Source organism: Insolitispirillum peregrinum (assembly GCF_900156605.1).
GTDB lineage: Bacteria > Pseudomonadota > Alphaproteobacteria > Rhodospirillales > Rhodospirillaceae > Insolitispirillum > Insolitispirillum peregrinum.
In genome coordinates this window covers 1-20,098 of sequence record NZ_FTOA01000015.1, presented here as the reverse complement: position 1 = coordinate 20,098, position 20,098 = coordinate 1, and the positions used below count along the sequence as shown (strand labels likewise).

Below are 20,098 nucleotides of genomic sequence, written 5' to 3'. Positions count from 1 at the left end.
TCAGGCGACCTGACGGTGACCGGTCAGGCTCGCCAGCAGCGCCCGCGCCTCTTCCAGCAGGCCGCGCGGGGCGTCCAGCTGCATGGCAAGGCCCGGTTGCGGCTCGGCCTGCGGTGCAGGATCGGCTGGTGTCGGGATGATGGTGGTCTCGGCAGAGGCAATGGTCTGATCGGGGGTGCGCCCGCTCGCTGTCACCTTCGGCTCGGGGCGGATTTCCAGCACCGTGTCACGGGCCACGCCATTGGCGTCGCGGGTCTGCATTTGCAGACGCAATTGCTGTAACCGGGACAGTTGGCGGGCATCGACGATGATCTGCCCGGTGGAGCGGTCGAAGCGCACCCAGGCGGGAAGCGGCAGGCCATTGGCCAGCCTCACCGTCACCGCCGTGCCTTGTATTTCGGCTGGAATGCTGACCCTGACCTCGTTCCCGGCAGCCGTTGCAGCGGCAACAGTCGCCACCCAGACATCACCCTGCCGGTCGAAAGCAGCTTGCGGACTGGTGGAGGAAGCACTGTCGCTGACCAAAGAGGTTGCGGTCGAAAACTGCTCGCCCACCGGCAACAGGAACGACAGGGGGGCGGCGGCGATGGCGGCGTCGGTTCTCGCGGAGCCGTTTGCCCCGAAACCATTCGACAGTGTACCCACCGCCAGCGGGGCCGAAGAGGTCATCTCTGCCGCCATTCCCGGTTGCGGGGCGCTGCCCATGGGGAACGGTCCGGCACTCCCGCCATTCCCGGTATCGAGAACCGGTGAGGGCCCCGCCGTGTCGCTTGTCGGCACCCTGACCGACAGACTCACGGCAATCACCGTACTTTCGCCATTGGAATCGGTGACCGTGATGGTCAGGGCATAGGTGCCTGTCGCAGAAACCATTCCGCTGATGATGCGGGTTTCCGGGTCGAACGACAGCCCCTCTGGCAATCCGTCCACCGCCCATGTCAGTGCATCTCCATTGGGGTGACGCACAAGGGTTTCCGCCAGAGTGGTACTGAAAGCGGTGCCCGGAATGACGGTCAACGACAGGCCGCATGTGGTCGCAACCGGTGCTGCATCGGGGATATCAACGGTGGCCGAAATGGTCAGGGTGCTGGTATCAACGCCGTTATCAGCGGTGCCGCCGATGTCCTGAATGGAAACCAGCGTGACGACACGCTGACCAACGGCCATGGTGCCATCCGGCACGGTTCCATAGGCGATGCCATCGACCAGCGCGGCGGCCTCGGCGGTGGTCATGCCGGCCGCTTTGGAGACGGTAACGGTTGCCGTGCCATCGCTGACCGTCACGGTAACAGACAGGCCATGAGCGGTGGTAACGGTGCCGCTGGTCATGGCGACGGTGGTGCCGTCGATCATCAGGGCGTCACCATCACCATCATGAAGACCGGATACCGTCAGGGTCAGGGCACGGATGGCCTGTTCGCTCTCGCCCGCATCAATCACCGTCCCGCCAAACAACAGGACCGGCCTGTCGCCTGCCGTATGGCTGGCACCCGTCGCCGGAGTGGTGACCAGCGACGGAGCATCATTGACATAGACCACACGAACCGTGGCGGCGATGGACAGTGTGGTGGTATCGACGCCCCCCTGAACGGTACCGCCACTGTCCCGCACCGAGGTCAGGGTGATGGTCCGCTCGCCAGCGGTCAGGGTGGCGGTATCGGCCCCCTTGTAGGCGATGGCATTCACCAGCGTCCGGGCGTCGGCAACGGCGATGCCCGAGGTGTTGGAGAGGGTGACGGAGGCAGTGCCATTCACCAGCACAACCGTCACGGTATGGCCGTTGGTGGTCCTGATCGAGCCAGTGGTCAGGGGAATGTCGGTACCATCGACAACCAGAATTTCACCGGCCCCATCGCTCACGCCCGAAACCACAAGGGTCAGGGATGTGATGCTCTGGCCGCTTTCCACCGTGTCGATGGCAGCCTCACTGAACAGGGTGACGGCTCCACCGTTGGCAGTGTCAATCGTGCCACTGGCCGCCGTCGCGCTCAGGGTCGGTGCATCATTGATCTCGATGACACTGACGCCGACGGTCCGGGCGGCCCCGCTGACCTGTCCATCGTTCAGGGTGATGGTCAGGGTGGCAGTGGTGCTGGCGGTCGCCGCTTCATTGGCGTAGGTCAGGCTGTGCAGCACCAGATTGGCGGTTTCCGTTGTCACCCCGCCAAGGAAGGTGAGGGTCAGGGTACCGCTGGCAGAACTCACCGTGGCGATGGCGGTGCCATTCAGCGACAGTGTGCCGCCGCTCAGGCTGAGGCCGCTGTCGCTGGCAAAGCCGAAACTCCCCTGTCCGCTGGCCTCGCTGACCGTGACGCTGGCCCCCTGATACTCGCCGTTGCTGCCGTTGGCCGCGTCAAGTTCGGGATCAGACAGGCTGTAATCAGAGGCAAAAGAGACCGGCGTCTGACCGATCACATAGGTGGGGGTGATGGCGCTTTCCTGCACCGAGGTCAGGCCACTGCCAAGGACGATCACCCCGCCGCTGGTGGTCGAAATCGCTCCGGCCCCGGCAAGCGTCTGGCTGTCGGCCAGGTGCAGGCTGTCGCCACTGGTGGCATAGCGGGCCAGAGTGCCGCCCTCCAGCGTGACGTACAGGGTCAGCCCGTCGCCGGACAGGGCGATATCGGTCACGCCCTGAGTGGTGGTGACGTTCCCCTGATAGGTCAGAACGCCATTTTCGGCATCAAGGGTGAACCGGCTGATGGTGGAGGCACCGGCAACATAAATGGTCCCGCCATCGGCGCTGACCGTAATCTCCTGAATGTCCTGCAAGGCTGAGGCCCCGCTTTGCGTATGGGCCAGCAGGGACAGGGAACCATCATCACCCCGGGTGTAAACAATCAGGACCGAACTGAAAGACGGGTCGGTGACCACATACACCAGATCGCCCCGAGTCACGATTTCAGTCGGGGTCCACAGGTAAGGGGCGCTCCACGCACTGCCTACAATCGCCTCGACGTAGGTCAGGGCACCGGTGGCGGGATCGCGGCTGAATGTCACGACATTATAGCCGTTGATCAGGTACAGGTTGGCACCGTCTTCCGAAACGGCGATATCCTTGACCCCCCACAGATTGCCGTCGGTAACACTGTAATCATCGACGATGGTCTGCTGGTGAGCCAGGCTGCCGCTGGCATCGACCGCAAACCAGACAAGGGCGTTGCCATCGGCCCGCAGGGCATAAAGGCTGCGGCCATCGGCGGACAGGACCAGATCGCTGAGTCCCGCACCGCCGGTCATCGTCGCAAACGTTCGGACATAGGTCAGGGCACCGGTCGAGGCATCACGGACAAGCAAGGCGATGGCACCACTGCCATCAGCGACGTAAACCGTTGTGCCATCCGCCGAAACGACCGCAGCGGTCAAGGTTCCCAGCCCCTCGATGGCACCAATGGTGCTCAGGTCAATGGTGCCGCTGGCGGCCACCGGGTCTTGCGTCACCGCCGGAGCATCGTTGATGCCGGTGACCGCGATGGAAACCGTGGCGTCGCTGGAGACCAGACCACGCTGATCACTGAGAGTGATGGTCACCGCCACCGTTGCGGCAGGAGTATCGCTGCTGTCGGCATAGGTGATCTGCTGCAGGGTGTTCTGCACATCGCTGGTGGTCGGAATGGTCCCGTTGGCGTCGGTGAAGGTGATGGTCAGCACTCCATCGGCATTGGTGACCGTCGCGATGACCACGCCATCCTTGCTGAGCCGACCGTTTTCCAGCGTCAACCCGTTGCCTGCCGTGAAGCCCAGACTGTCCACACCGCTGCGGCCCTCGCCCAGCGTGATGGTCAGCACGGCACCGTCATAATTGCCCTTGCCGCCATTGAAGGCATCCATCTGCGCATCGGCAACGGTGCCAGCGGGGGCGAGCAGAATGGCGGCGGCCTGCTCGGTATAGGACACCGGGGGAATGCCTCCGACCGTCGGGGCGGTATTGGCCGCAGTCGCGGCGGCAAGAGTGACAACGGCCTGCGCGGTGGCAATGGTGGTGGTGTTGACGTTGCCATCAGCATATTCCATCACCGCCAGAGTAACGGTGCGGGTGCCGTTGAGCGCGCTGCCGGTATTGCCATAGGTCAGGCTGTCGATCAGCGCAGCGGCCTCGCTTGCCGATTTCATCAGGTACAGGGTGACGGTGGTCCTGCCATCAACGACAGACACCGAATAACTGAGGCCGGTGCCGGTGGACTGGGTACCGCTGGTCACGGTGTCGAGATTGATCTTGCCACCGTCCACGCCCAAAACATCGTTTGCAGTCACCGCATCCAGGGTCAAAATTACCCGCCAGATGCTCTGCCCCGCCTCCACCGTGTCGATGGAGGTGTCCTTGAACAGGGACACCCGTTCTCCTTCAGCGTTATAGGTGGGGGTCTGCGCGGTGGTGGTGATCACCGGCGGGTCATTAACGCCGATCAGGGTGACTTCGGCGGTCATGCTGTCGTGGTGTCCGGTCCCGTCGTTGATGGTGACGGTGAACGCGGCAGTACTGGAGTTGCGGGTGGGATCATCGCTGGTATTGGCATAGGTGACCCGGCGCAGCACGCTTTGCGCCTCGGCGGTGCTGACGCTGGCGGTGAAGGTGATCGTCAGGCTGCCAGCGGACTGGGTAACGGTGGCGATAGCCTGGCCGTCCCGCTGGATCGTGCCGCTGGCGCTGTCAAAGGTCAGACCGTCGCCAGCAAGGAAACCGAACTGGTCTTCGCTGACGGCTCCACCTTGCCGTTCAATGACGACCGACGCCCCGTTATAGTCGCCTGCCCCGTTATTGGCGGCGTCCAGTTGGGGGTCGGACAGGGTCGCAGCGGGCATCAGGGCAACCGCCGTTCCTCCCTCGCTATAGGTCGAAGCGGCCGGCTTGAGGTCGAGCACCATCAGGCCGGCATTCCAGGAAAAGGTTCCCGTCAGATAAATCTGTGTCCCGTCGGCGCTGAGTGAGGCACCATTCAAGCCGCTCAGACTATAGGTGCCATAGGTGGTGGCTTCGCCCAGCAGGGTCAGGGTGCCACCAGCAGAGCGGGCATAGGTTTTAATGCCATTGGCTCCGATGACGAACAGCGCCGCCCCGTCCGACGAGACGATCAGATCACTGACCGCCTTGTCGAGGGTGAGGACCGACTGGGGCGCAAGCGTGCCGTTGCCGTCGAGAGACAGGACATAGAGATGATAGGCACTGCCATCATATTCGCTGGCATAGACGGTTTTGCCATCGGCAGACAGCGCAAGGGCAGAGGTGTAATAGGCTTGATCCGCCGTCGCATCCGGTCCCAAGGCCGCCGAGACGAAGGTCAGGGTGCCATCGGTTCCGACCCTGAACACACTGGCCAGTGTCCCGCCGCCCAAGGTGCCAACCACCAGCCATTGCCCGTCAGCCGACAGGGCCAGACTGTTGGCTCCGTCCAGTTGCACACCTGCGGTGCCTGCGTCGCTGAGGGTTTGCCCCAGGGTCAGGGTTCCATCCTGCGCCAGAGTAAAGACCAGCAGGGACTCGCCAGCCGTCACATAAACCGTGTTACCCGTCGCCAGAACAGAGGTGATCGCCCCCCGGTCCCCGATGACATCGGCACCGATGCTGCCCAGCGCGGTGAGCGCGCCGGTATCGCTGGTACGGCCAAAAAGTACGACACCACTATCGCCAAGCACCTGAACCGTTGTGCCGTCGGTCGAGACGGTGATTTCTGTGGCACCAACCAACGCACTCACCGAGGTGCTGTCGATGGTCTGCGACAGGGCCAGCGTCCCGTCTGCAGCACGCTGAAACACATAGAGAGTGCTGACCGGTACCTCGGTAAAGGTGCTGGAATCCCATACCGTGGTGGTGCGGATCACATAGACCAGATCATCCACCGCCACCACATCGCGGATACCGTCCAGCAGGTTGGTATAACCATCCTCGGCGGTTGCCTTGATCAGATCGTTGTAGGACAGCGAGCCGGTCTCAGCACTGATGTTCGGTGCCGCCCGCTCAACCGTGACGGTGGCGGCAATGGTCAAGGCGGTGGTGTCCTGACCGTCATTGGCGGTACCGCCGCTATCGCGCACCGAGGCCAGGGTGACGACGCGGTTGCCTTCGGTCAGGGTTGCGGCGCTGTTGGCATAGGTCACACCATCAACCAGCGAGGCGGCGTCGGCAGCCGCCATGCCTGTACTGCTGGACACGACGAGGGTTGCCGTGGTGCCGCTCAGGGTGACCGTATAAGCATGACCACTGCTGGTGGTCCCCGATCCGGCCACCAGAGCAATGGAGGTGCCATCGACGGTCAGGCTTTCGCTGGCTCCGTCGGCAAGCCCCGAGACGGTGAAGGTCAGACTGGTGATGGTCTGCCCGCTTTCGACAGTCGAAACCGAGGCGTTGGCGAACAGGGACAGTGGATCGCTGTCTTCGCTGTAGGCAGCAGTGGCAGGGGTGGCAGTCACCACCGGCGCATCGTTGCTTTCCGCCACCGTGTCGTTGTCCACCGTCACCGCCGCACTGATGTCCAGGCTGGCGGTATCGGTGGAATCGCTCAAGCTTTTCAGGGTGACCGTCACGGTCCCGCTTTCCACCGTATTGTCCAGAGCCGTGTAGGCGATGCCATCAATCAGCGAGGCAACATCGCTCGCCGTGCTCGCTCCCGAGGCGGCGATGCCGATGGTGACGGTGGTCGTCCCTCCGCTGGTCGAAACCGAATACGCATAGCCTTTGCTGGTGGTCGCACCCGTCGCCCCGTTTTCCAGTGTGATGGTGGTGCCATCCACCACCAGAGCCTGATTGCTGCCGCTGCGATCCACAGTCACCACCAGAGTGCCCAGACTGCTGTCGGTCCCGGAGGTATCCGTTGCGACCGTCACCCCGCTGAACAGGTCCACCGTGGCGGTGGTGACGGTGTCGTTCAATGTGGCTGTCGGTTTTTCGGCGGTGGCGGTAACCCCCGGCGCCGTGTCGGTGGCGGCAACGGCCACCGCTTCGGCTGTTGCCGCAACGGCAGCATCGAACATCATGCGGGATTCAAGCGCCAGAGCCAAAAATTTGGGTGTCCCCGGCAATTTTGGCGTCTTTTGGGAAGCGTGATGTCCAGACATGGCGTTTTCCTCGTACGGGGGGGCAACGGATGGGGAAAGGGTGGGGGAAACCGGCTATTCGATCAGGCGGATGAAACTGCCCTGCTGGCGCAGGTCCGAAACGATTTCATCCAGGCGGGCCTGAATCTGGCTCTCCGCCTCGGCAAAATCGGTTGCCGAAATCCAGGTAAGGTCGCTGTCTTTTTCTGCACAGACCTGCAATCCGGGGCCGGCGACCTGCCGGAAGCGGGAGGCGCTGGCGAGCGGGTCGCCGTTGTCATCCGTGCCCTCGTCGGCACCGGTGGCGATCAGGAACAGGCGCAGGTGCCGGGCGCGCATGCTGGCGCACAGAGAGGCAAACCGTCGGGTGATCACCTCATCACCGGTGCCGCCATCGGTAGCCTTGCCAACGTAGCTGTTATAAGCGTCAGAATCGAACCACAGCTCCTTGGTGGTCTTGACCAGCATCACCACCGCCTTGATGTGCTCGCCGCTGCCATCATCAAAATCAAGCGGCAGGTCATCCTCGGCCCCCCAGCCAGCATCTCCCTGAAAGGCAGGAGCCAGCGCCATCGCTCCCCATCCAAGGGCGATGGCGTGATTGGTGTTGAAGCCAGCAACCATGGCGTCAAAGCGGGCATTGATGTCATCGAGGTTATCCGTTAGCGGCAACAGGGGCGCGACCGGGCAGCCCTTGTCCGCGACGATATTGCGGATATCCTCGACACCGTTGGCCTGCCCGAAATCCGGGTTGGGGCCACGCCATGAAATAAAGGGAAACCCCGGTGCATTCTCGGGAAGGTCATGGCGGTAATGGATGTAAAACTGCCCGCCCGGTGCCTGATCCCAGAAGTAATTGTCGCCCTGATTCAGGCCGCGATACAGGCAGACCCGCTTGGTCCGCAGATCGGGCATGCGGGCATCGGTCAGTCCGGTATAGCCAGTGCGGAACAGCGAGGTCAGCTCGACCGGGCGGATGGCATCACTGCGTGCCCACTGCCTGACCCGGTTGGTGTGGGCAGAGTCATACACATTGACCGTCTGGCTGAATGGCACCACGGCCAGCCAGGTATTGACGTTATCGGTGATCAGTGTCTCGGCAAAATTCTTGCCCAGACGGCGCAAGGCCGACAGGTTGCCGCTGGTCAGCTCGCCCGAATTCGGCAGAACCAGAGCAACCTCGGTATAGGCAACACGCACTTCCGCCGTGGAATGGACCGTAAGAGCCTGTGGCTCGTTCCCGCTCAGGGTCGGGGTGTTGGTGAAGGTTGCCTCGACCTGAAAGGTCGGATTGCCATCGGCACTGCTGCCCTGAGTGACCGTAACGGTGCTCAACGCCTCTTCCAGGGCGCTGTCCAGGCCCAGATTGGCGCGAACGTATTTGTCGGCCAGCGTGTCACGGATTGCCGCAAAATCGTCGCGGCGGGCCGAATATTCACGGGCAACAGCCAAAGCCGCCGCATCGGTCGCCCGCTTGAGCTGACTGCTGTCCGAGGTCATGCGGGTGGCATCCAGCGTATAGGCCGCCGCCATCAGGCCGCCGGTCAACGCCAGCACCATGAACGGAGCAATACTGCCTTGCTGGTTTTGTTTGCGACCGAACAGCCAGGAAAACTTGCGCTGGCTCAGGCCGTGGCGGCGATGCGTCATGGTGGATCAAGCGTCCCGGAGAATGAGGATGGTGGTCGTTGATGTCACCGGCAATATTAAGAATGCATCTCAATATCAACAATGAAGGTTCCATTAAGATGTCTTAATCGGGACGACAGGCGGACCCGGAACCCCGCCTATTCCTCGTATTCCTCATCGTCCTCGTCCGGCAGACCGGCACGTTGCCGCAGGGTTTCGTCCAGCTCGAGATCGGGTGTCCGCATACGGTTAACCGCCACCATCTTCAAGGTGTCGTTCTCCAGCGTCAATGTCCCCAACCCCAGCGCCCCGCTTTGCTGACAGGCCTGCACCACCATCATGGCGGCGCTGTTCGAGGTGTCTTCGGTGTCCCGTTCCGGCAGCGGGTCCTGATAGGGAGAATTCTCCAGCGGGTTCTGACACAGTCCTTCGGCATTGCCTGCCGACAGGGTCCAGGCCACCTCGCCATTGCGCCCGACCTGCCCCAGAAACACCTCATAGCGGTCAGTGCGGCCCGCCAGCACTCCCTCCACCAGTTTGTCCAACCCGGCCGCTGTCAGGCTGTCCTGATTGGCGATGATCGCAGACAGCGCGGCGGTGCTGCGCTCCAGATCGGCCCGCGCCCGCGAGACCACATACAGGTCGCCTGCAATCAGGCCTGCTGCCAGCAGGATCGGCAGCAGCAGGGCGCTTTCCACCAGAGCATTGCCGCGTTGGCGTTCCAGTCGGTTCCGCATCATGACGCCTCCGCCGGGCGGTACAGTGTCCCGAGAATCTGCCGATAGGTGTGGGTAAAAGATGCATCGAAGCCAAGCAGGGCCGGCAGCGCGGTAATCCACGACTGGGTCAGGTCAACCTCGACCTCAAGGATCGGGTATCCCTTGGCGGCCGTGCTGTCATCCTCCTCCCCGTCTTCCCCGGAGGCTTCCTCCTCCCCTGAAGCAAGGCCGTTGCCAAAGGCGGCGAGGCTTGGATAGCTCACCACCCGGACCTCGATTTCGTCGGCGGCGAGATAACCATAAGCGGCGGACACCATACGGCCCCGGGTTTTTTCAGCCACACTGCCGGTATCGGTGAACAGTAGCTCGCCATCAAGGCGCAGGGCATCCAGCGCCGCTTCAAGGGCCAGATTGCCGATGATCAGCACCAGCACCAGCCGCGCAACCTCGAACAGCATCATGACCCCGGCCAGCAGAACCGGCATCACCAGAACCGTTTCAACGGCTGCCACGCCCTGTTGGCGATGTCTGCTGTAACGTCTGTGCCTCATCAGCGGGTCTCGAGCGGCAGGGAGCGACGGCTGGCCGCCAGCAATTCACTGGCGGGCGACTGGCCGCCACGGATGCGGGTTGCACTCTCTTTCAGGGTATCCAGCAAAGGATCCGTGCGGATTCCGGGGAAATTCTGTGCCAACACCCGTTGCGCCTGCCCCTCGTTGTCCTGCAGCAGATAGGCCAGCGCCAGATTCAGCGCCAGCGTCGGGCTGCGCAGGGCGTTGCCGGTGTCCAGCAAGGCGATGGCGGCCTGTGGATCGCCCGCCCCCAGCTTGCCCAGCGCCAGATTGTTGAGGACGGCAGAGTTCGAGGGGTCCTGCTCAAGGGCATGGCTCAACAGGGTATTGGCTTCGGTGGCACGGCCCAGTGCGCTCAGCGTCACCCCCAGACCATTCAGGGCCGCAACGTTGTTGCCATCAACCTCCAGCACACAGCGGAACGACTCCTCGGCTCCCTCCAGTTGCCCCAGAGCCAGACGACCACGGCCAATCCCCAGACAGACCGCCAGACGTTCATCGGCGGCAAGCTGGCCGCCTTTGGCCAGTTGCTGCCGCGCCCGGACAAACAGCGGCAAGGCATCCTGCGGCGGCAGCACATAGGCCGCCACGCTGGCATATTCCAGCAGTTCACGCGGGCTCAGTTGCCCCTTTTTGTCCATACCGGCATAGATCTCGTACGCCGCGGCCAGACGGCCATCATCGCGCAGGATGTGTGCCAGACGCATGGTTTCCTCTGGTGCCTTCGAGGTGCTGGTCACGGCCTTCGGCGTGGGCGTCAGGGATTGCATGGTTTCACAGCCGCTGACGGTGAACAGGCACACGACCAGGGCAACAGCGCGCAACGAAGGAACAGTGATGACGGACATGGATATTTCCTGATAGGGGCCGGTCGGGATTTACTGGAATCGCTTGTTACTCACGCAAATACGTCGTCGCAGATGGTCCATCTGCTCGGGATTTGCCGGTCTGTTGTTTAGCAAATACGTCGTCGCAGATGGTCCATCTGCTCGGGATTTGCTTATTGGACAGTCAGAACGCGGATCAGGCGGATCATCGCCGGGGCCCCCATCATGGCGATGATCGGCGGCAGGATCAGGGCCATCAACGGCAGGCTCATCTTGGCGGGCAGTTTTCCGGCCTGTTCCTCAAGGGTGAGGATCAGCATCTTGCGGCTTTCCTCGGAAATGGTGCGCAGGGCCTGCGACAAGGGGGTACCGTAGCGTTCGGCCTGCAACAAGGTGGCAACCATGCTCTCGATTTCCGCCACACCGCACCGTTCGGCCAGATTCAGCAGCGCACGGGAGCGGTCACTGACGATCTGCAATTCGGCAAAGGTGTAGCGCAATTCATCGGCCAGAGCCGGGGCCGACAGCTTCAACTCCCGGGACACAACCTGCAACACGCGCCCGAGCGGCAAACCGGCCTCGGCACAGATCACCATCAGGTCCAGCGCATCCGGCACGCTGCGCGCCAGTGCCCCGCCCCGCTGGCTGGCCCGCCATTTCAACCACGCCTCGGGCAGAAAGGTCCCGAGGAACAGGGCGATCAACCCACCGGCAAGGCCCGTCAGCCCGAACCGCTGCTTGCTGTCGAGCACCCCGAACAGCATCGCGGTGACAAACAGCAAGCCATTGCCGTATTTGGCCAGCATCAGCAGGCCCAGACTGTCCGGGCTGCGCAGTCCGGCCATGGCCAGCAGACGGCGCAACTGCTTGCGGTCATTGGCGGTTCCGGCCAGCCGCTCGCCATGGGATGCCGCCAGCCCCAGCAGGCGGCGCAGGACCGGCGGCAGAGCCACACCATCGTCTTGCAGGATATCCTGCGACGGCGTTTCAGCCGGGCCTTTCGGCTGGTGACCGCCCAGCCGCCCGGCCAGCGGATTGTGATTGCTGCGGGCATACAGCCCGAACAGCATCAGTGCACAGCCGATCAACAACAACCCAAAGGCCGAGGTCAAAGGAACCGAGGTCATCGCACCCTCCTCACCATCACCTGAATGATGCCCAGCCCCAGGCAGACGCTGACCACGATATAGGCCAGCACGGTGGTGCCGGTGGGATCACTGAACAGGAACAGGAAATCCGCCGGAGCGTTGAAATACATGTACAGCATCATCCCCGGCACCAGTGCAGCGACGATCTTGGCCGAGGCGCGCGCTTCCGAGGTTTTGGCAAGGATTTTCATCTGCAATTCCTGACGCTCGCGCAGCGTCCGCGACAGGCGTTCCAGCGTCTCGCCCAGACGTCCCCCGGATTCCTGATTGATGATCAGGATCACCGCAAAAAAGCGGTATTCCGGCAAAGGCACCCGTCGGGCGGAATCCTGCATCACCCGCCGCAACGGCACCCCAAGCCGCAGCCAGTGGTCAATGATGCGGAATTCGGTGGCAAGCGGGCCTTTCAGGTTGCTGGCGACCAGAATGAACGAATTGCTGACCGGAACCCCGGCACGGCAGGTGCGGTTGATGGCGTCGATCGCTTCGGGCAGGCTTTGCCGCAGGACTTTATGCTGCTTGCCCAGGGCATGCCGCATCATCAGCACGAACCCGACGGCGGTAAACAGCACGCTGAGGATGGCCGAGGCCAGAAAGGGAACCGGTGTCTTGCCCCCCAGCATGATCCCCAGCAACACCCCGGCCAGTGCCGACATGCCCAGACGCAGGGGCAAGGTTTTCCGCCAGCCCAGCAGGGTGATCGACAGCCATGCCCATTCCATCACCGGTCCCAACACCGGCACCCCGGCAAACGGAACCTGCTGGATGTCGCGCAGGATGGAATCGATCTCGCTGTTTTCCGCTGTACTGGTGGTGCGGTGCAGCCGGGCCAGACGTTCGGCGCTGAGAATGGCGCGCTGACGGCGCTTGTTCAGGCCCAGCACCCCGTAAAAGGCACACAGGGCGCAGACGAACACCAGCAGGGTCACAAGGTCGAGCAGGGCCTCCATGCTCAGTGTCCGCCAAACAGGTGGGAGTGGCTGGTGTAGAAATGCGGACGCTGACCCGACGGCACGAAATCACCAATCAGCTTGCCGGTGGTGTCCACCGAGCGCACCTTGAAGGTAAACAGGTCCTGGGTCTGAATGACGTCGTTTTCCATGCCGCAGACCTCGGTGATCGCCACGATGCGGCGCATGCCATCGCGCTGACGCTCGACCTGAACGATCAGGTTGACCGCGCTGGCGATCTGGCGGCGAATGGCTTCGTGCGGCAACTGCATGCCCGCCATCATCACCATGTTCTCAAGGCGCATGATGGCATCGCGCGGGGTGTTGGCGTGAACGGTGCACAACGACCCGTCATGGCCGGTATTCATCGCCTGCAACATGTCAAAGCTCTCGCCGCCACGGACTTCGCCCAGAATGATGCGGTCGGGACGCATGCGCAGGGCGTTCTTGACCAGATCGCGCTGGTCCACCTTGCCGGTGCCTTCGGCGCTGACCGGACGGGTTTCCAGGCGGACAACGTGGATTTGCTGCAATTGCAGTTCGGCGGCGTCTTCGATGGTGATGATGCGGTCGGTATCGTCGATTTTTTGCGACAGCGCATTCAACAGGGTTGTCTTGCCCGCACCGGTACCGCCCGAAACGATGATGTTCTGCTTGGCCCGCATGGCGCGGTCCAGCACTTCGACCATCTCCATCGACATCGCATTGCGCTGGGCGAGGGATTCCAGCGTCAGGTTGCGGCGCATGAATTTACGGATTGAAATGGTGGTGCCGTCGATTGCCAGTGGAAAAGTGATGATGTTGACACGGCTGCCATCGGTCAGGCGGGCGTCAACCATTGGATTGGCTTCGTCGATGCGCCTGCCGACAGTGGCCGCGATGCGCTGGGCGGTATTGAAGACATGTTCCTCATCAAGGAAAGTGATCGGCGTCAGCTCCAGCCTGCCGTAGCGTTCGACAAAAATCTGGCCCGCACCATTCACCAGAATGTCGTTCACCGAATCATCGGCCAGCAACGGCTGGATCGGTCCCACCCCCAGCATTTCGTCGAGCAGTTCAGACGCAACCTGCTCTTCCTCGTTGCGCGACACCTGCAAGCGCTTTTCATCGCAAATGCGGCGGATCTGCGTCTCGATATGGGCCTGTAACTTGTCACGACCCATTGATGCCGCCTTCAGCGGGTCAATCTGGTCATAGAGAAAGGCGCGCAGCAGGCGACGGTTGGCGGTCGAAGCGTTTTCCGGCTTTGCCGCCTGTTGCGGACGGCCAGCAGCGCTGGCAGCGGTCTGTACCTCTTCCGGCGCGGCAACCGTCGGTGCCGGGGCGCGTCTGGATGGGTGCGGGGCTGTCTTGCGGATCAGCATGACGATCTCCCCCTCAGGCCGCGCGGCGGCCGATGACCTGCTTCAAGCGGGTCAACAGGCCGGTCTGGGCGGAGAGACGGGACTGGGGTTTGCGTCCGCTCGCCAGATCGGCAAGGTCCAGCAATCCCTGCCGCAAAAGGGGCGTGCGCTCCAGCCGCATCGGACCGTGCAACAGGCTGTCGCCCAGCGCCCCTCCCACATGGGGCAATGTCAGGGCGATGCGATGGCCAACGTAGTCTTCAAACTGTGCCTGGGGAATGCTGTTCCGGGTGCCATGGCTGGGATTGTGGACCAGCAACAGCTGTTGACCATCACTTTCATCGCCGATTTCGGCCAGAAGACGCTGGGTGCTGCGGGCCCCCTGTACGGTCAGTTCCGTCAACAGAATGCGCACCTCCGCATGGCGCAGGACATCCAGAACCCCCGTTGGCCATCCCGCCGGCAGATCCCAGATCACCTGATTGAACAATTGGCACAGGGTCGCTCCCAGTGCCAGCAGGTGGTCGGCAACCACCTCCTGATCCTGCCAGGCCGGTTCCTGTGCCAGCAGTTTCAGGCGGGGATTGACGTCGATCATCGCACGCTGGAGCAGGTGCAGGTCGATTTCACTGTTTGCCAGTGCCGCCGCCAGTCCGGCATCGCCACTGACCCCCAGCAACACCCCCTGATCCCCCTTGTGGCGATCGAAATCGACCATCGCCACCGGAATATGCCGCTCGGTGGACAGCAGTTGTGCCAACCCAGCGGCGACGCTGCTGGTCCCCAATCCCCCCGCGCAAGCCGTTACAGCGATGCTGCGGCCTGTGCGGGCAAAGTCGGCATGGGTGCCGTTGTGCGCCCGGTCGAGGGCATTGGCGAGCAGGTCAAGCTGAACCGGCTTTTGCAGGTAGTCCATCACGCCGCTGTGCAACAGGGCCCGGTACAGGTTGATGTCGGCGCGACTTCCCAGAGCGATGATCTGGCAGGTTGGTTCACAATGGGGGGTCAGTTCGGCGATTGTCTTGAGGGGGGCCGTTTCACCGTCAAGATCGACCATCAACACCTCCGCCCGCTGGTTCTGGCACCAATCGAGCGCAGCCTTGCCACCGCCGGGCAGAACTCTGACATTCTCGATCCCGAGGCGTTCCAGCATGGCCGCAAATTCCTTTGCCTGCGCGCTGTCAGCGGCGAACAGGGCGGTGCCAATCAAGGGCTGATCGGTGTTGCTGTTGGAGATCGGGCGGATATCGCTCATGGTGCCATTCCTCCTTGGAGCGTTTTCACGATGGGCGAAAACGCTCTCCGCGTTACATGCTGCATTTTCCGGGCCGGTGACCGTCAACGGTCACCGTGAAAAGGCTTTACCGGGCCGGTGACCGTCATCGGTCACCGTGAAAAGGCTTTAATCGTCGAAATCAATATCGACGAGGTCACGCACAGAATCGGTGTGGTAGCGCTGGATGGCCGCGTTGGCGCGGGTGCCGTCCGCCGGGTCCAGCGTGCGCGGGCGCACCAGATCGCGCGGATCACTGACCATTCGTGCCAGATTGGCCCGGTTGGCACAGCCCAGCGGGCCGACGGCGCTATAGGGTGTGACCGCCCAGCTGTCCGTACCGGCGATGGAGCAGTCGGGGACCACAGCGACAATGGCTTCGGAAACAATCATCAGGTCATCGCCCCCGCTGTGTCCGGCATCGCGCAGATCGTCACGCAGGATCAGCTGCGACGGCGGCAGCCCGCGTTCGGTCAGAACCTGCGACAGCCGTTCTGCGATGTGCCCGCCAGCCGGGGTATAGGGCAACAGGGTGATGGTCTGATTGCCGAGACGCCCCTGCCGGTTCAGCAATTCATTCAGCTTTTTCAGGGACTCCGGGGTAAAGCTCTGACCGGCCGGTGTCGTGCGCAGGTTCAGGCTCACCGCCGATGGCTTGACCTCGATGCCGGGCTGGGGCGGGTTGGCGAACATGTCGGCACGAACAGAGTTCAGTTCCTGGGTGCAGGCTGACAGGGGGATGGTCAGGACGGCAACGACCAGTGCAAGCCGGGTGTGACAAGGCATTCAGGCCTCCTTCAATACAGATAGCCAGCGCTGGCGCTGGGGGGCATCATCGCATCCAGCACCGGCAGGCCCTTGCCCGGGGTTTGCAGATCGCCTTCCCGGACCGGTTCGACCACATAGGCAGTGGCGATGATCACCAGTTCGGTGTCTTCCTGACTGCTGCTCTCGCTGTTGAACAGATGCCCCAGCAAGGGAACCTGACTCAGCCCCGGAACACTGCGGACCTGCTGGCTTTGATTGCTGCGCAGCATGCCTGCCAGCGCAAAACTTTGTCCGCTGGCCAGTTCGATGGTGGTGTCGGCCCGGCGGACCTTGAACGCGGGAATGACCGATCCGGTATCCAGCGTCACCGACCCTTCGTCAGACAGGTCACTGACCTCGGGCGCGATGTGCAGGCTGATGCGGTTGGGCGACAACAGGGTGGGCGTCATCCGCATGATCACGCCGTACGACTTGAAGTCGATATTGACGTTGTTGTTGGTGATCACCACGATCGGCACCTCGCCACCAGCAGCAAAGCCAGCGGTTTCACCCGACATCGCGGTCAGGTTCGGTTCGGCCAGCAGGGTGGCCAACCCCTCTTCGTTGAGGGCCTTGAGCAGACCCGTCAGGTCGCCGTTAACGTAGCCGAACGAGTTCTCGGACCGCACCAGTTGCCCTGCGGCAGTGGTAGCCGCCGATGGGCTGGCGGTCGAGACGGCGTTGGTGGCATCAAACAGCGTTGACGTATTGCCGGTGGAGATGCGGAATTTGCCGTCGTTGAGCACGGTATCCCAGTTAAAGCCCAGTTGATGCGACAGGCTGCGAGAGACTTCCACCACCCGGACGCGGATGTTTACCTGCGCGGAAAGCTCGACCTTCAACTGGTTGATGATCCGCGGCGGCTCACTCCCACCGCCACCTGCCCCGCCGCCACCGCCACCGCCACCACCGCCCCCTGCTGGCGCTGCGGTTGCGTCGTCAGTGGCTCCGACGGCGGCGGAAATGGCGGCAATCACCTGCCGGGCTTCGATAGGTGTCTTGACCATGCCTCGCACGATCAGCCCGTTGCCCGCCGCCGGGATCAGTTCAATCCGGGCACCGGTGATTTCGGACTCCACCTGCTGGCGCAGGTTGTCCAGATCATAAGTGGCTGTCAGCCGCATGGCGGCAATCACCCTGTCCGATGCATCCAGCGCATACAGGCTGGTGGTCCCGGCACTTTCGGCAAAGACGAACACGCTGTCCGGTGAGGGCACCTGAAAGCTGGCGACCTTGGGGTCGGCAACCATGATTTTTGCCGCAGCCGCAGGCAATTGCAAAAGACGCCCCTGTTTCACGAACAGGGGAACCTCTTGCGATGTCCTGACTTCACGAAAGGACGCAAGGGCTGGATCAATCGAGCGTCCGCCGACGGTGGCAGGGGTGTTCTGCGCCGAAACCGGCTGGCCAGGCACCAGCAGGAGCACGGCCAGCAACGGGCCGACCGCTCTGGACTGCTTCGGAATAAAGGTCATTCTGCGTTTTTCCGTTTTCGCGCGACGGAGCGGTTTTACCGTCCCGAGAGGGTGATGGATTCGCTGCTGCTGCCCCGGAAGGCCTGAACGCTGGCCGTGCTGCTGCTCGCCGGTCTGGTGACGTAAACATCGGTGGTCGCACGCAGGGTGGTCACGCCGCTGGTCAGGAAAATTTCTTCCGGATCAAAGGGTTCCCGTGCCGAACGCAAGGCCAGTTGCAGACTGCCAACTTCCTTGGCAACCGCCAGTTTCTCGGCATCGGCGGGGGTTACTTCCAGCGTTACGGTCTCGAACGTTGTCGTGCCGCCACCGGTCCTGCGTCCACTGTCCTTGGCGTCCTCCTCCGGGCGGACATACATCTCACCACGGGCCTGATTGTTCAGGGCCAGCACCCGGACATCGCGCAGAATGGTCTGCGCCGCCAGATTGGGAGCAGAGGCACCCTCCGAGGCGACAGTGAGGCTGTCCTCACGCTTCAGGCCAAGGATCACGTCAACCCGGTCGCCCGAGGACACCAGACCGAAATTGCTTTCCATCCGACTGGTGGGGATGGAAACGGCACGCATCCCGGGCTTGAGAAGCGCTGCCAGAAAGCCTGGTTCACCCTGACGGACAACCACGCTGACGGTCAGTGGCTGACCAGCCTCGACCGGTTGGCGCACGGTGGCTCCATACAGCGTCTCCTGCTGATCGGCCCCCTTGATGAAGTACAGGCTACGGCTGGGATTGTCCTCCACCTCGCGCCAGTCCATGTGCGAGCCATCAATGAACTCACCGGGATGCAGGTCACGGGTCGCCACCAGAATTGCCTTGCGCGAAGGTGGCGGCGGCGGTTCGGGTCGCGTTTCCACCTTGGCAACCACCGGCGGCGGTGGCGGCGTCAGCAGCGTGCGGGCCAGCAGGGCGACACCGATCGCAAGAACAAAGGCTCCAGCCAGCAGGAAGATGGAATTCTTTTTCATGGCACGCCTTGCGATTTCAGGAATGAGCCGGAAAATTGAGGGTAAAGGCGGCACCAAGGGCGATGGCCGGGGCGTAGGGAATGCCCGGAGCGGGGCTGTCTGACAGGCAATGCGGCACGGAAATGCCGTGCAACGCCGGAATACGCTGACTCCACGACCACCACAGGCAGGCCAGCCAGGATTCCAGCGCCCGCAATAGCGGCATGCACAGCACCAGCAACCCGCCCGCCAGCGAGGTGACGATCAGAAAGGCCGACTGCATCGGCGCACCGACCCACAGGCACAGGACCGCAACCAGCTTGACGTCGCCAGCCCCCACAAACCCCAGACGGAACAGGACGAAGCCCACCGCCAGAACCGCTGCGGCCCCCGGCAGGGACAGCAGCGCGTGATGCAGAACCTGTGGAGCAATCGCACTGTCCCACATCGCCAGCCATCCAGCCTCGCCCAGCCACAACACGGCCAGCACCAGCACCAGCCGGTTTCCAATCTTGCGATACAGCAGGTCCCTGACCGACGCCCAGAGCAACAACAGCATCACCAGACCAGACAGGGGAGCCGTCATTTGGCATTGTTGTTGGTCGTGGTAATCTGATTGGCGATGCTCTGGAAACGATCTTTCAGGGCGGTGATGAACACACCGTCCGACCCGAAAATCAGGCCGATCGCCGCAGCCATTGATGCTGCCAGAATACCGTATTCAATGGCGGTGACGCCGCTTTCGTCTTGCAAAAAAGCTTTCCAGGACGCGCGCATGAAAGGCTCCTCGATCACACTGGGAATGAGGGGAGAAATCCCCGGGAAGATAGTCCGCTTGTGGATCGATATTAATAGTCGTTATCAACTTGCGACAACCGGCCAATCATTAAGAACGATTAAGGCAGTGGCAAAAGCCTTCGTCCGCAAATGAATCCAAGGGTTGTTGAGGGCCGTGGAGCGCAGCTCCACACCTCGCTTGGGCCGTCAGGCCCGGCATGTCATGAATTTGATCGTGAAAGAAAAAATGGGGAGCATCATCCCATGTGGAGGATCGGGGCCGAAGGCCCCGGGCAGGTGCAGACGACCGTCCGCCATCCTCCTTCCCCTGTCGTGTCCTGTGATGCTGCGCGGTCCGCTCTCCCCGGTGGGCGGGAACGGGCCGACAGTCAGAAGACAGGAGAGGGTTACTGTCCCCCGTGCTGCAGCAAGGCTGCCGGCAGGTCATCGGCATCAAACAGGCTGTTGACGTCCAGCACGATCACCAGTGCCCCGTTCCGCCGCCCCAGTCCGATCACCGCCTGCGATTGCCATGCCATGCCGATATCGGGCGGTGGCTCAACGTTGGTCTGGTCCAGCGCCGTCACCTCGAACACCCGGTCGGC

General features: G+C 62.6%; 15 protein-coding genes. All 15 read right to left on the bottom strand.

Annotated features, from left to right (window positions below):
• On the bottom strand, positions 1 to 6,972 hold the full coding sequence (locus BW995_RS19980; protein WP_076402204.1) for a beta-propeller fold lactonase family protein: 6,972 nt from the start codon (positions 6,970 to 6,972) through the stop codon (positions 1 to 3).
• Between the two features lie 135 nt (positions 6,973 to 7,107).
• Positions 7,108 to 8,682 carry a pilus assembly protein TadG-related protein gene (locus BW995_RS19975; protein ID WP_076402203.1) on the bottom strand — a complete coding sequence of 525 codons (1,575 nt, stop codon included), beginning with the start codon at positions 8,680 to 8,682 and terminating at the stop codon, positions 7,108 to 7,110.
• Between the two features lie 137 nt (positions 8,683 to 8,819).
• The gene (locus BW995_RS19970) at positions 8,820 to 9,401 is read right to left on the bottom strand and encodes a hypothetical protein (RefSeq protein ID WP_139333022.1); all 582 of its coding nucleotides are present in this window, start codon (positions 9,399 to 9,401) and stop codon (positions 8,820 to 8,822) included.
• Positions 9,398 to 9,931 (bottom strand): TadE/TadG family type IV pilus assembly protein, encoded by a 534-nt coding sequence (locus tag BW995_RS19965; protein WP_139333021.1) that lies wholly within the window; start codon positions 9,929 to 9,931, stop codon positions 9,398 to 9,400. The genes BW995_RS19970 and BW995_RS19965 overlap by 4 nt, the downstream gene beginning before the upstream one ends.
• A complete protein-coding gene (locus tag BW995_RS19960; RefSeq protein ID WP_076402200.1) occupies positions 9,931 to 10,800 on the bottom strand; it encodes a tetratricopeptide repeat protein in 870 nt (289 codons plus the stop codon). The genes BW995_RS19965 and BW995_RS19960 overlap by 1 nt, the downstream gene beginning before the upstream one ends.
• 152 nt (positions 10,801 to 10,952) lie before the next feature.
• On the bottom strand, positions 10,953 to 11,906 hold the full coding sequence (locus BW995_RS19955) for a type II secretion system F family protein (RefSeq protein WP_076402199.1): 954 nt from the start codon (positions 11,904 to 11,906) through the stop codon (positions 10,953 to 10,955).
• Positions 11,903 to 12,877, bottom strand: a complete 975-nt coding sequence (locus BW995_RS19950) for a type II secretion system F family protein (protein ID WP_076402198.1) — start codon at positions 12,875 to 12,877, stop codon at positions 11,903 to 11,905. The genes BW995_RS19955 and BW995_RS19950 overlap by 4 nt, the downstream gene beginning before the upstream one ends.
• A gap of 2 nt (positions 12,878 to 12,879) precedes the next feature.
• Entirely contained in the window at positions 12,880 to 14,241 is a 1,362-nt protein-coding gene (locus tag BW995_RS19945) for a CpaF family protein (protein ID WP_076402197.1), read from the bottom strand.
• 13 nt (positions 14,242 to 14,254) lie between these two features.
• Positions 14,255 to 15,475: an AAA family ATPase gene (locus BW995_RS19940; protein WP_076402196.1), complete on the bottom strand. Its 1,221-nt coding sequence runs from the start codon at positions 15,473 to 15,475 to the stop codon at positions 14,255 to 14,257.
• 147 nt (positions 15,476 to 15,622) lie between these two features.
• Positions 15,623 to 16,279: a CpaD family pilus assembly protein gene (locus BW995_RS19935; RefSeq protein WP_076402195.1), complete on the bottom strand. Its 657-nt coding sequence runs from the start codon at positions 16,277 to 16,279 to the stop codon at positions 15,623 to 15,625.
• Between the two features lie 11 nt (positions 16,280 to 16,290).
• Entirely contained in the window at positions 16,291 to 17,775 is a 1,485-nt protein-coding gene (locus BW995_RS19930; protein ID WP_076402194.1) for a type II and III secretion system protein family protein, read from the bottom strand.
• 35 nt (positions 17,776 to 17,810) lie between these two features.
• Positions 17,811 to 18,737, bottom strand: coding sequence for a Flp pilus assembly protein CpaB (gene cpaB, locus BW995_RS19925; RefSeq protein ID WP_076402193.1), 927 nt, complete (start codon positions 18,735 to 18,737; stop codon positions 17,811 to 17,813).
• Between the two features lie 16 nt (positions 18,738 to 18,753).
• Complete coding sequence (locus BW995_RS19920; protein ID WP_076402192.1) at positions 18,754 to 19,302, bottom strand: A24 family peptidase; 549 nt, start codon at positions 19,300 to 19,302, stop codon at positions 18,754 to 18,756.
• On the bottom strand, positions 19,299 to 19,493 hold the full coding sequence (locus tag BW995_RS19915) for a Flp family type IVb pilin (protein ID WP_076402191.1): 195 nt from the start codon (positions 19,491 to 19,493) through the stop codon (positions 19,299 to 19,301). The genes BW995_RS19920 and BW995_RS19915 overlap by 4 nt, the downstream gene beginning before the upstream one ends.
• Positions 19,494 to 19,900: 407 nt before the next feature.
• The coding region (locus tag BW995_RS20920) for a chemotaxis protein CheW (protein WP_407656344.1) at positions 19,901 to 20,098 on the bottom strand (198 nt) is incomplete at its 5' end.

What these genes read in the sequence shown, in the direction of transcription:
- BW995_RS19975 (WP_076402203.1), bottom strand. Translation starts at nt 8,682, where the DNA reads ATGACGCATCGCCGCCACGGCCTGAGCCAGCGCAAGTTTTCCTGGCTG.
- BW995_RS19970 (WP_139333022.1), bottom strand. Translation starts at nt 9,401, where the DNA reads ATGATGCGGAACCGACTGGAACGCCAACGCGGCAATGCTCTGGTGGAA.
- BW995_RS19950 (WP_076402198.1), bottom strand. Translation starts at nt 12,877, where the DNA reads ATGGAGGCCCTGCTCGACCTTGTGACCCTGCTGGTGTTCGTCTGCGCC.
- BW995_RS19960 (WP_076402200.1), bottom strand. Translation starts at nt 10,800, where the DNA reads ATGTCCGTCATCACTGTTCCTTCGTTGCGCGCTGTTGCCCTGGTCGTG.
- BW995_RS19915 (WP_076402191.1), bottom strand. Translation starts at nt 19,493, where the DNA reads ATGCGCGCGTCCTGGAAAGCTTTTTTGCAAGACGAAAGCGGCGTCACC.
- BW995_RS19930 (WP_076402194.1), bottom strand. Translation starts at nt 17,775, where the DNA reads ATGACCTTTATTCCGAAGCAGTCCAGAGCGGTCGGCCCGTTGCTGGCC.
- BW995_RS19955 (WP_076402199.1), bottom strand. Translation starts at nt 11,906, where the DNA reads ATGACCTCGGTTCCTTTGACCTCGGCCTTTGGGTTGTTGTTGATCGGC.
- BW995_RS19945 (WP_076402197.1), bottom strand. Translation starts at nt 14,241, where the DNA reads ATGCTGATCCGCAAGACAGCCCCGCACCCATCCAGACGCGCCCCGGCA.
- cpaB (WP_076402193.1), bottom strand. Translation starts at nt 18,737, where the DNA reads ATGAAAAAGAATTCCATCTTCCTGCTGGCTGGAGCCTTTGTTCTTGCG.
- BW995_RS19920 (WP_076402192.1), bottom strand. Translation starts at nt 19,302, where the DNA reads ATGACGGCTCCCCTGTCTGGTCTGGTGATGCTGTTGTTGCTCTGGGCG.
- BW995_RS19940 (WP_076402196.1), bottom strand. Translation starts at nt 15,475, where the DNA reads ATGAGCGATATCCGCCCGATCTCCAACAGCAACACCGATCAGCCCTTG.
- BW995_RS19935 (WP_076402195.1), bottom strand. Translation starts at nt 16,279, where the DNA reads ATGCCTTGTCACACCCGGCTTGCACTGGTCGTTGCCGTCCTGACCATC.
- BW995_RS19980 (WP_076402204.1), bottom strand. Translation starts at nt 6,972, where the DNA reads ATGATGTTCGATGCTGCCGTTGCGGCAACAGCCGAAGCGGTGGCCGTT.
- BW995_RS19965 (WP_139333021.1), bottom strand. Translation starts at nt 9,931, where the DNA reads ATGAGGCACAGACGTTACAGCAGACATCGCCAACAGGGCGTGGCAGCC.